Below are 12,194 nucleotides of genomic sequence, written 5' to 3'. Positions count from 1 at the left end.
GTAACGCCAATGGAAAAACATGCCAGCTATTGGCTGGCAGCATAAAAAACTGCCACCGGAAACCGGTGGCAGAAACAAAATCTATTTATGTTTTTTCGAGTGTCTACTTGACGGGTAGCAGTTCATTTCCCTTAGTTACGCCATTTGCAGCCGTTTTTGAAATTTTCAAACCTCCTGGGGTTTTCGCCCCAAAATCGGTTTTCTTTCGGCTAACGTATTACCCTTATTTATATTTAGTATACTTTTTTGACTTATTCTGTCAATTGGTCAAAGTTCCCAGGCTTTCCCGATTCACGCCCCGAGATACTTTCCATTCGCTGCAGCAAATCGAGGATCAGGTCTTTGATGGCCTCTGTCGACAGGGAACCTTCGTCTTGGGCGTGATTGATACGATTCCGCTCGATGCGAAGTTGGAAGTAGTCGTGCAGGATTTCTAAGGTCGCTTTGGCCGGCCGTTTGTACCCGACATAGTCGTACTTTATCATTCGCAAGTAATAGACTTGGCGATTGTTCCAAGCGATCTCTGATTCATAGATTCCCGGAACGTCCCCTACGGAAGGGGGCACATGTTCTAAAAATTCATCGGGCAACGGCAGCAGGGTCTGGAAGAATGCATACGATGCCGTCTTCAAAACATTATACATGGCCGATACCCTTTGATTTTTCAAATATTCGTCCAAAGTCAGATCAAAGTTAGGACTATTCTTGACTCGATGATACATGCGATGCAAAATGGCATAGATTTTCGGCCACTTCTGTTTCAGTTCCTCCTTCGTCATCTTATCCGTCGTCAAGTCAGAGAGGATCTGCCGTACAAAACGCAACTCTTCCAGCAAGGCTTTGAAATAGGCCGCCTCCTTAGGATATCGGCGCAGGACATCATCCACATCGCCTGAGGCTTCAAAGTCGGCGATGATGGTGCGAAGCCTCGTTTCCCGCTTCTTTTTTTCCAATCGGGGAAATAGGCGGTTCAAGTAGGCGTCGCTATCTTCTTTCGTCCGTCTTACGGTAAGATCATTCAAAAAATACTGCTGCCACGTTTGGCGAGGCAATTTTTCCCGAATACATTGATTGGGAATAAATTTTTTAATGGGGTAAAAAATATGCCGATCCACCACCTCACTGGGAATCCACTCGCTGCACAAGGTCAGTGCCTGTTGGAGGTAGTCTTTTTCGACGCACCAGCGGATGACGTCGAGGTTCGTAACGTCTTCCTTTAAAAGCAAACCGTACTCCCCTCGGAAGACTTCTAACATGCGCAGAAACATGGTTTCCTGACGGGAAACGGCTCCGGCCTGTTCAAAGTTCTTCAAAGCTTCCCGAAGTTTTCTGGCCAACGGCGCAATTTTCCCGGTCCGGCAAAGGCGTATGGCATGGGTAAATTCATGCATTTCTTGCAGCATCCGCTTCATTTCCGGCGGCTGTTCATCTCCTTCCATGCAGGCCATAAGGTCCCGAGTACTGCCGAAGTTGATGAATTCATCAGTCCCTGAAAGGAGGTGGAACAGCCGACAGATGTCGGTTACATCTTCGACTTTCCGTTCATGACAGTCAGCCTCAAGGACAGCCGTCGTTCGAAATCCATAGTGCTTCAAAATCTGCATGACTGCCAGTATCATCGCTGTATGACGAAAAGAACCGGTAACATCCGCGTGGAGCTGTACGCCTTCAGACGGCCCTTGCTGGGCTGCTATACAGGCACGTATGGTACCGGCCATTTCAAAAGCCTGCCCCATTCGGTCTCCGGTCTGACAGTGTTCATCGTAGTCGACGCGAATACAATGAGCTGCCAAGGACTGTATCCGTTCCCGAAAGAGGGCTTCATGCGTCAGGCTGCACTCATGACCCGCTTCGTCGACATAGCGAAGCTCTTCTTGTGTCCCCTTGGTTGAAAGATAGAACAGATAATCGATTTGTTCTCCCTGCCGTTTTAATAAATCGGCCGTCCGGCGAATGGCCGCTTCGTTGTCCTGGATGCAGTCGATCATCGTCCCGTCGATATTTTTATAACGCGAAACAACCAACGTACGGTCATGATGAAGACGGACCTCGTTTAAAAACAGCAGCATGATATGTTTCATCGACTCACTCCTTTTTACGGCAACCTCATACGAATACTGCCTCATTCCTTACCAATACGTCAAATCAGCGAATTCGTCCCCGGGCGTTCATCACATGCTCCCATAAAGACCGCCCGGGCACGCCACATCCATGGCCGGTATCTCAGCAACGTTTCACTTTCTTTTCTGCAACACAGTCATAGAGATGTGATGATTTCGCGGAAATCAAAAAAGATACCCCTATGTGCTATATTGCGAAAGCTTAGCAAACGCTTCCCCATCTTCTCGTTTCAAAAACGACTGCAGCTGCTGAACCAAATCCTTCAACTCATCTACACTGCGTCCGTCAAAGTTCTTCTCTACGAATTCACGCTTGGCTTCATCTGCCGTCTTGCTGCACAGTTGCTGCAGATGTTGTTCTAAGGACGGTAATAATTCCTGCGAAACGTGGCTGCGAATCCGGTCTAACACGTCATTGGCCATCATGGTTTGACTGCTTTTCAGCTTTTTACTCCTAGCATAGCCGGAAACGAGACCCACGGCAGCTCCTGCCAGCAGGATAGGCGGCATAATGGCCCCGACGGCAGAACCAATGGTTACCGTCGATGCAGCCGGCCCTAAGATTGCCGAATAGACCGATAAAGCTCCGCCGGCAGCGCTGGCAACCAGCACCGAATCTTTCATCGAGTCCATCCCCGTCTGCCCGGCAAAGGCCTGCTGCAGCTGCGAAATCTCCAAATCATTTTTGATTTGATTTTCTTGGTAAAGGTGGGTCAACTCTGCATCTATCTGGGACAACCTGCCATGCCATTCTCGATAAATATCACTTTGTAATTGGCTTAAAAATCCATTGATTTCCTGCTGAAGCCGATCTTCTGACAGGAGTTGTTCCAGTTCTCGTTGAATCGCATCTTTTGAAGTTGTGCTAAAGAAACTCTGGTCATTGATTCTGTTTCGTATCGTCTGTTCGGCATTCGATAAGAAATCGTGCTGTACCCACGTTTGAGTACGAGACATGATTTTTTGCATCATGAGATTTCCGTTATATTGAATCTGTTCATCCAGTTCCAAATAGGTTCTCATCTTCATCTCAATTTGTTCCATCGCCTGTTTATGAAGCAACTCTATCTGTTCTTCTAAGGCTTTGACCGAATTGACAATACTTTCCATTTGGACTTGGTCCGCCTTGCGTTCAATATGCTCGTCTAAGTACCGGTACAAAGCGGAAAAGCCGGATTCCGCTACAGCCGCTTCATCATGATTCATGATTCCGTCATAGGCTTTTTGCGCCGATAAGGGGAAAATTGCTTGGACATAGATGCCCAGCTGTTCATCCAAATAGTCGACCAATTCCTGCGGATCTCCATCGACTTGATCGATTCGGTTAATAATGGCGACGATGGGTTTTCCCATGCGCGACAGGTGGCGCAAATGCTCATTGACGTCAGACTGCCCCAAATAATTGCCGTTAAAGACCCATAAGACGACATCGACAGCCTGAAAATACTGTGTCGTCTTTTCTTCGTTTAAGGCCGTAATCGTTTCCAGCCCCGGCGTATCGATGAGATACATGTGTTTCAAGCCGGTCAGATTCTTTTTGATGACGATGTAATCAATATGACTGAAAAATTCGGGCTCTTGGCGATGCTCGGATAAGGTCTGATAAACGGACTCGATGGAAGATACAATTTGGGAGCCGTCTTTATAATAGATGCAGCCTTCTTCGTCGGTCCCATAGGTTATCTTTAAAATGCAGGCCGTCGTTTCCGTCGCATTCGTCGGAGAGATATCACCGCCGGCAAAGGCATTGAGCAGGGTCGACTTCCCCGCTTTTACCTCACCTAAGATGGCTGCATGCAGGGGCTGATCTAATTTCGCATACAGTAGTTCCAACTCTTTGCGAATTTCCGGAAGCTTGGTAAAATTCTTATCATGATACAAGGGCGATTGCGCTAATCGCTCTATGATTTGCGCGATGTGCTGCTTAACTTCCATGGTGATTCCTCCTGTCTGAAAACAGAATATCCTTTAACAACAAGGGTCTTATGGTGAGTCGGCTCCTTTCGCCCAGTTGTAACAGATCTTTTATAATAGCCTCTTTCTGATCCGATGGGCCATACAGTTCGGTATACGTATCTTCCCGCAAGGTCTCGATGGATTCATCGGCCCGGTCGAGATAATCCTCATATTCTTTAGATAATTTTTCTACAGCCGTGCCGAGTTGACTTGAAAGACGCTTCTGTACCTTTACAGACATACTGTCCCCAAACGTACGGGAGAGCCATTTGGCCACGCTGCGTCCGATATCCGTAACGGCAAAACCGGCAAAAATCAATCCGACAGGCCCCAACAAGGCGGCGGCACCAATGGCTAAGGCTCCACCCAAACAAAACTGCGCCGTTCCTTCGTCGCTTAAGTCCCCCGATATAGCCGCATCGTTCACAGCATTTCCCGTAGAAGCCGAGGCATTCATCTGCCGATTCTTCAATAAGGGAAATTCCCGGAAAGGCGCCAGTGACATATGACGAGCTGCAATCGTTGAAAGCTGGCTGCAATGGTGCTGTACTAACAACTCCAACGTTTTCTCAATCTGACCGGGGCGAATGATTTTATCCATAATGTAGGAATTTCGGAGTCCGCTTTCCATATCCCAAAGACGGTCTTCAATCTTGCTCGTTTCCTGTGAAACACGGTCGGCTTCCTGCTTCTGGAAATTCTTCAATTCTTGCTGTAACCGCTGCAGGACGTCGGCCTTATCTTTTTCCCAATTTTGAATTTTATTTACCCGTTCGCCGTCCATTTTCTTCAAGACGTCAATCGCTTCCATAGACGCTGAGCGTACGTCGCCGTACAATTCCTGACAATTCCGGGTCTTGCTTTGAACCTGTAATTGCAAAGAATTCGCCAGGAAGGTCCGATTCAACAAGTCAAACAGAGCCTTTAAATTACTTTGCTCCAAGAGCTGTTGTCCGCGTTCGTAGTCTTCCTGACTTAAATCGGGCTGCTTCAAAAGTATTTCTGCTTCTCGGGCCTCTTTGGCTGAAAGGGGAATAATATCGGGAATCATGCTGCCATATAATTTTTTAGCCTCCGTTACGACTTCGTCGACGTCTTTGCCGGCCTGGCGTATGAGATCGATACGATTGACGACGGCAACGAGGTTATCAGGATGTTTTTCATACTTGGCGTAAAGCTCTTTCAGCTCATTATAGTCACCGGAACTGTTTATCTTATCTCCTGGTAAAATCCAAATAACGCCGTCAGCCTTAGAAAAATATTCGTTCGCACTGGCATAGACCATGTCGTCTAACTCTTGACGCAGTCCCGGTGTATCGACGAGGCGGTAATGTTCTAATATCGAACTGTCTTGCACTGGCCACGCCGCTTCGATGACAGCCGATTTATACAGTTCGTACTTTTTCAATTCCTGCTGCTTTTCTTCCAGTTCTTTCGGCGGGGCCCCACTGGCGGCAAAGTCTTTCAATTTCTTGGAAATAGCCTTACCTGATTCTTTGCACTTCTTCTCCTCTGCCGCTAAAAATTCCTGCGCCTCTTCATACTTCAAACTCTTCTTCGTTCCATCCCGAAAAGTGAGGGTACAATCCGTCCCTTCACGCTGCTGGAAAATATCGATTTTCCACGTTTTCGGCACAATGCCTTCAGCGGCCTGCTGCTGCCCCAGCAAGGCGTTAATCAGCGTTGATTTCCCATTTTTACCATTTCCCATAATGAACAGGGTAAAAGGATAGGTCAAGTCCTCTGCTAACTGTTCAACAGCCGTACAATCATCTTGTATCTGCCCGATATAATCATGGAGCTTAGCCGTCTTCTTATGATTGCAAAACCTGTCAATGGCATTCATATGTCGTTTGATAGGTTCCAAGGGAGCCGTCATTTGTTGAAGTAAGTGCTCCTGTATCTGCCGGTTATATTCCGCTTCGATATGGGCATAAAGGGACTGGACGGCGGCCACTGTATCTTTCGTAATCATAAGCCATCTCCTATAAAAAGATTCCCCGGACCATATAAAGCACGATTCCTATCATGATCATCAAGTTGAAGAACATCATATAGGACAATTTTTTAATCATCGTTTGTAAGAATTCAGTCTGGCTGATCAGGTTCGACTGCAGCGTCTCTTTGGTTTCCTGAATTTGTTTTTGTGTTGCCTGAAAATTCTGGCTTCTCGTAAGGGCGCGTTTGTTTTCTGCGTTCTTTTGATCGAGTTGAATCCGTTCGACATCACCTATCCGCTGTTTCAATGCCGTGCCAACCTGATTTTGGTTCCGTTCCAGCTGCTCAATTTGGCTCAGCATCTTCCGATTGCGCTCGTCAATTTTATGTAAGAGCTGATTTTGTTTCTCTAACCAATTATCCAGCCAGGAGTCGACGTGCTGATTAAAATTTTGCAGAGACTGTTGGCTATGAGTCGATACGCTTTGATACATGTCCTTGGCTTGGCGAATATCCTTTACCAGCTCGCCCGATTCAGCCTTCAGCGTTTTCAAGGTCCCATTCAGTTCATTGACGGACGCTAAAGCCGAATGACGTACGACATCGTCGGTTACCTCTTTCGTCACGTCTGCAATCGTTTTAATAAACTCCGCTTCCAATCCGTTTGCCATAAAAATCACCCTTTATCCTCGTATTTATACGCCCTTTTCCCCGCTGTATTCAGGGATTTCAGCATATATAGCCCTTTACTGTTGTTAAAATTTTGTTAAAAAACAAATATTTTATACAGTATATTTTCTACATTACTGTAATATAATCCTGCTGGCAACTAATTTTCCTCTGCAATTTTTTTGCAACGAAAACACTCCCTTTGAAGGACGCCTGCCGGAAATCCCGGTATTTGTCTGGTTCAAAGGGAGTATCTTTATGTTACGATTTTACGGTCTTACCAAAGGTTTGGAGCCTATTTGCGTTTCGCAACGCGTACCCGTTCTACCGTCGGATTGCCGTCTTTGTCGGTATGGACGGTATCGACGGTGAACCGTTCTAATTCAGGAGCAAATTCGGTGAGAATCTTGTCCGACAGGGTTGCGCCGTTTAACATGGCCCGGTATAGCATGGCGGCGAATTCGTAGCGCGTCATGGGGCGGTTGCCGTCGAAGGTGCCGTCGGGATATCCCTGAATCATGCCGTTTCCGGCCAGGGTTGCCACGTATTCATACGCCCAGTGATTCTGGGGGACGTCCGGGAAGAGCTGGAGCTTCGACGTATCGATCTTGCGTCCGGCGTTGGCGTCGAGCATGGCCGACTTCATAGCTTCCAGTTCACGGCGCAGGTCCTTGATTTCCTTAGCCATGGCTACACGCGATGTCGATACACCATTGCTCTGACCGAACTTGAAGGAGACGCCGGCATTGACCATGTTGTTGCCGTTGCCGACGGTTCCGCCGACACTGAACAGAGTATCTTCGTTAGGACGATAGAAGGCGCCGACGGCTACCGAGTTTTCCCCGCGGTAATTGCCGTAACCGGCAGCGAAATCCCACTTGTCGTCCGGATCAAAGTCGAGCGGATGAAGGGCTGCCAAAGCGGCGGCACCGGCACCGACTTCATCGATGCGGTTGTCCAGTTGATTGACCTTGTTGCCCAAATTGTTAATGGCCAGGCTGTTCTGGGTAACTTGCTGATTGACGCCTTGGAGCTGTTCTTCCGTAGCGGCACGGCCTACGGTTGCAAAGTCTTTGGAATCGAGGGTCGTATTGGTCAAGCCCGTCACTTCGCCGTCAGCACCATCTAACTCAATAATACCAATTTCACCCATACCGGTCGTACCGTTAAGGGATACTTTCTTGCCTTCTTCGGTGCCGATGTTCAGTGAACCTTCGCCGCCGTCAACGACGACCTTCGAATTCCCTTCACCGAGGGTAATCTTTTTGTTGAGGCCGAACTTTAATTTTGCATTTTCTTTATGTACGAAGACGTTCTGGTTGCCTTCGGCATCGACATGGCCGGAGAAGTCAACCGTCGTATTCTTGCTTACATTAGTAGTATCCTCATCATTAGCTGACACATTCCAACCCGTATAGGCACTATTTTTAATATCGCCTATGGCAGCACTCAATTGTTCTTCTGTGGCGGCCCGGCCAGCTTTCGCGAAATCGTCAGCAGTTAAGGTTGTATTGGTTAAGCCCGTGATATCTCCCTTAGTTCCGTCAACGTTAACGACGCCTATCTTGGCAGTTCCTGCTTGACCATCAATAGATACATTCTTTCCTACATTTACCTTAGCATTTGCACCGTCAATAGCAACCTTATTGTCGCCGGTACCTACTTGTACAGCGGCTTTTTCGCCGTCAATGGCAACCATATTGTCGCCGGTACCAACATTAACGGTACTGTTGAGGTCAAAGGATAACTTTGTTCCGTCTTGAGCTACGACGATATTCTTGTGATTGTTTACTTCTTTACCGGAGAAATCAACCGTATCGTCGCTGGCGACAGCCACACCGGACGCCCCATTGGCCGATACTTTCCAGCCCTTATAGGATTTCTTTTCGATATCGGACATGGCGGCACTCAGCTGTTCTTCCGTTGCGGCACGACCGACTTTAGCAAAGTCTTCAACATCGAGCGTTGTATTCTGTAAGCCCATAATATAGCCTTTCGTACCGTCAATCTTGATTGGATGGTTTCCTTCTTTGGCTTCGCCAATGGTGACGACATCATTCAGCTTAAGATTGTAATCGGTAACGTTTGTAGTTTTATCTTCCGTAGGTGTTAAAACGAAGTTATCGTCGACACTCACACTGGCGCCCTTAGCATTGACGGTATATTGCTTCTTGCCATCGGCATCGGTACCTTCAACGACAGATGCAATATTAGTGCCCGCAGCCACACTGCCGCCGGCAGCCGCAATTTGAGCGGTCAAATCATTGGTCAAGTGATAGATCTGCTGACCGTTGATGGCGTCATAAGAGTCGGAAGAAATGCGGCCTTTGGCTACGTTGATGATGCGGCGTTTATTAGACGAATCACCAACAGAGAGAATCCCATAAGAACCATCGCTACCGGAAATATTCCACTGTTTATTATAGAAATCGCCTAAATCAGTTTGAAACGTTTTTAATTTTGTTGACGTAAACATATCATCGGCTTTTACTTTACTACTGTAACCTAAAGCCGTACTGTACTTGGTATCGGCTTCAACGATTGAACTTCTCCCAATTGCCGTACCACCGGAACTACTGACCTTAGATTCAGAACCTACGATGGTAGCCCATTTCACATTGTCTGGAACAACTGATTTATAACCGCCAATGAAGGAATAATCTGCACTGGTACCAATGGTCGATTCGGCCCCTATTACGGTTCCATAATAACTGCTGCTCTTGGTTTTATAACCAATTAAAGATGAGCGATCAGAGCGTTCGGCAATCTCTGCTTGGCTCCCGATTGCCACACTATAGCCGGTGTTAACTTTAGTATAATAGCCCATTGCAACTGACCAGCTAATATTACCGGGTTTTGTAGTTACTGCCGCCCCGGTACCAAAGGCAAAGTTACTGGAGCCTGTCGCATTGGCACTCGAACCAATTGCAATTGAACTCGTGGAGTTTGCTTTAGCACCTACACCAATAGCCAGACCACTTTGTGCACCATCTTTAACAGTCGCACCATTCCCAATAGCGATACCATTTTCAGCACTACCGCCGACCTTGGATTCATAGCCGAGAGCTACTGCATAGCGACTTAGCTTTTCAGCCGTACCAATGGTTGCTCCATGCCCCAGAGCAATACTGGATCGTCCATTAACTTTTGCGGAATAGCCAATAGCCGAACCAAACCATGTTCCATCATAAACTTTTGAAAAAGAGCCGATAGCCGCGCTATGGGGCGCATCATTCCCAATACTGGCAGAAACCCCACCAATGGCAATGGAGTGGTCAGATTCCTTTCCTACTTTAATATTCGTCCCCATGGCAACCGTCCAGTCCGTTTCGTCATCGATTCTGGTCCCATCGGTCCCTATGGCAATGGAGTTTTCTGCCTGATCACCAATAGATACGCTTGTACCGATAACGATACCTCGGCCGCTTGAATTTATAGTATTGCCCATCTTAGCACCGGTACCAATGACGACACTATAAGGGGACTCATTAATTGCATCTTTACCAATGACAACAGAACCGTTACTGCCCGGCCAATAGTTGGGATCCTCTGTCGGGAAGGGTCCGTTTTTGGCCCCATAACCGATTACGACGGAATCATCGGAGTTCTTACCAAACTCCATATTATTCCCAATGCCAACCGTATTATCTATACCATTGGTTATTTTATTATTGTGGCCAACAAGAATCGATTTATAGATTCTTCGATCCGAAGTGTTACTATTGCCAAAAATGAGGGTTTCAGTTCCACCTACTAAATTGTTTTTGCTGCCAATAAGCCATGATGAATTTAACCCGGTGAGCTCATTGCTATCACCGATAATATAATCATTACCGGTAGAAGTACCTACCGTATTCTTATCACCGGTAACCTTATTGTTGCTGGTATTCACGGTGTTGCCATCACCGACGACGGTATTGTTCTTAGCATACTGTCCCATGGTATTTTCCGTATCGATGTGGGCCGTAAAGTTGCCGTTAGCATCGGTATTCGTCATCCAGGTAGTGTTGGTAGCGGCTTCAGCCATTCCCCCGACACCGGCCGTCAAGGCCAACACGGCCAGGACAGCAGCCATTTTCTGTGTAACATGGCTTCCCGACTGTTTGGTGCAGCTGCGGACCAGCTCGGATACGACGACGTAGCGATTTTTTACCTTACTCCAAATAATCTTATAAATCCTGTTCATAATAATGTCTCCTTTCCTGGTTGTCTTCTGACATGAGTTTTTACCGTTCCGTGGTATTATGCGCTTCATGTATGGCAGGCGGGCGCTGCATGGCCCGGCTGTTGGCGGATTAAAAAGACGACTATAATTTATCCTGTAACTCAAGAACCTTTCCGTCGGTAAAGGTCATCTTTTGGATAGTGAATTCCAGGGTATAGTTATTAAGCCCGTCGGTATAGACCTTCTTTTCCTTGTCGATGAAGGGATTCAAGGATTTTTCGCTTTCGCTGTCAAAGGTCCAAATCTTATCGCTGCTGTAATCGGAAGCGGTGTAATTTTTATCGATATTATCGATTTGGACGGGCAGGGTGACCGCTGTCTTTCCGTCCTTATCCTTGACGTTCAGGTAGCCCATGACGCTGCTGACCTTTTTATCCGGTGTCGGCAGGGTATAGCCGATCTGGAATCGGATATAATGGGACGGGAAGAAGGAATTCTGACTGACGATACTACCGGAGATTCGATTGGATACGTCGAAGGCAGCGTCCATTTCCTTTTTGACAGGGGCGTTGATTTCAGCCAGTTTTTCCTGCGTCGCCTTTTCCTGTTCCTGCATGAATTCGATTAGGTTGGTCACTTCGACGACCTGCCATTCGCCGTTATCGATGGACCGCATCTTAATTTTCAGGTCAAAATCTTTATCGACCTTTTTATCGTGGAGGGTAAGGGTCACGATAGCAATGTTGCCATCTATCTGCGTGCTTTTAACTCCGGAATACTCGAGATCCGGCGTATTTAATTTCTGGCTGACTTCCTGAATCGAAGCCTGGTTCTTGCCGTCGCTTTGAGCCGGCTTTTCAAAATTCCCCGTTTCGACGTATTTCTCGGTTTCGGTGATCATCGTTTGAATCATGTTTTCTTTGAGGGCCGCCACGATACCGGATACCAAAGCATTGGATGCGTCTTCACCAAGGCTTTCCTGAACGATATCATCGAAGCCGCGGCTGTACAGAGACTTTAAATCGACATGACGCTTAAAGGTCGGTAAATCGTGGTTTTCAATCGATTTTTTGACGAGGCCCAAAGAATAAGCCGGTGTCTTGACCCAATAGAGGAAATAAAATAACAAGGCTCCGATAAGAATGACTAAGACCGCAGACAGACCGATAAGGACCTTGCGGTTCTTTTGAAATGATAATGGCATGATGACATCCTTCCCTTCCATTCGCCTGTGTAGATTCTAACCAACAAAACAATTGATGTGATTTTGTTTTAATCATATGTAAAACTCGTAAATTATTAGTAAATATTTCTATATTATGTATTTTTCTTAAAATAGATAATAT

The 12,194-nt window shown here is 46.8% G+C and carries 6 protein-coding genes; all 6 read right to left on the bottom strand.

Features of this window, described 5'->3' with window-relative positions; genetic code table 11:
- Positions 1–251 precede the first annotated feature (251 nt).
- On the bottom strand, positions 252–2,081 hold the full coding sequence (locus tag UCI88_RS00960) for a TM1812 family CRISPR-associated protein (protein WP_330023889.1): 1,830 nt from the start codon (positions 2,079–2,081) through the stop codon (positions 252–254).
- 219 nt (positions 2,082–2,300) lie between these two features.
- Positions 2,301–4,055, bottom strand: a complete 1,755-nt coding sequence (locus UCI88_RS00955) for a dynamin family protein (RefSeq protein ID WP_330023888.1) — start codon at positions 4,053–4,055, stop codon at positions 2,301–2,303.
- Positions 4,045–6,051 (bottom strand): dynamin family protein, encoded by a 2,007-nt coding sequence (locus UCI88_RS00950; RefSeq protein ID WP_330023887.1) that lies wholly within the window; start codon positions 6,049–6,051, stop codon positions 4,045–4,047. Before UCI88_RS00950 ends, UCI88_RS00955 begins: the two co-directional genes overlap by 11 nt.
- A 10-nt stretch (positions 6,052–6,061) precedes the next feature.
- Positions 6,062–6,685: a hypothetical protein gene (locus UCI88_RS00945; RefSeq protein WP_320628774.1), complete on the bottom strand. Its 624-nt coding sequence runs from the start codon at positions 6,683–6,685 to the stop codon at positions 6,062–6,064.
- 293 nt (positions 6,686–6,978) lie between these two features.
- Positions 6,979–10,869 carry an ESPR-type extended signal peptide-containing protein gene (locus tag UCI88_RS00940; RefSeq protein WP_330023885.1) on the bottom strand — a complete coding sequence of 1,297 codons (3,891 nt, stop codon included), beginning with the start codon at positions 10,867–10,869 and terminating at the stop codon, positions 6,979–6,981.
- 121 nt (positions 10,870–10,990) lie between these two features.
- The gene (locus UCI88_RS00935; RefSeq protein ID WP_330023884.1) at positions 10,991–12,052 is read right to left on the bottom strand and encodes a hypothetical protein; all 1,062 of its coding nucleotides are present in this window, start codon (positions 12,050–12,052) and stop codon (positions 10,991–10,993) included.
- Positions 12,053–12,194: the final 142 nt, after the last annotated feature.

The organism is Megasphaera massiliensis, assembly GCF_036305205.1.
Classification (GTDB): domain Bacteria; phylum Bacillota; class Negativicutes; order Veillonellales; family Megasphaeraceae; genus Megasphaera; species Megasphaera massiliensis.
This window is presented reverse-complemented; position numbering and strand designations above follow the sequence as displayed.

Bases quoted from the DNA above. Each gene is read 5' to 3' on its own strand.
- UCI88_RS00960 (WP_330023889.1), bottom strand. From the start codon at position 2,081: ATGAAACATATCATGCTGCTGTTTTTAAACGAGGTCCGTCTTCATCAT.
- UCI88_RS00955 (WP_330023888.1), bottom strand. From the start codon at position 4,055: ATGGAAGTTAAGCAGCACATCGCGCAAATCATAGAGCGATTAGCGCAA.
- UCI88_RS00950 (WP_330023887.1), bottom strand. From the start codon at position 6,051: ATGATTACGAAAGATACAGTGGCCGCCGTCCAGTCCCTTTATGCCCAT.
- UCI88_RS00945 (WP_320628774.1), bottom strand. From the start codon at position 6,685: ATGGCAAACGGATTGGAAGCGGAGTTTATTAAAACGATTGCAGACGTG.
- UCI88_RS00940 (WP_330023885.1), bottom strand. From the start codon at position 10,869: ATGAACAGGATTTATAAGATTATTTGGAGTAAGGTAAAAAATCGCTAC.
- UCI88_RS00935 (WP_330023884.1), bottom strand. From the start codon at position 12,052: ATGCCATTATCATTTCAAAAGAACCGCAAGGTCCTTATCGGTCTGTCT.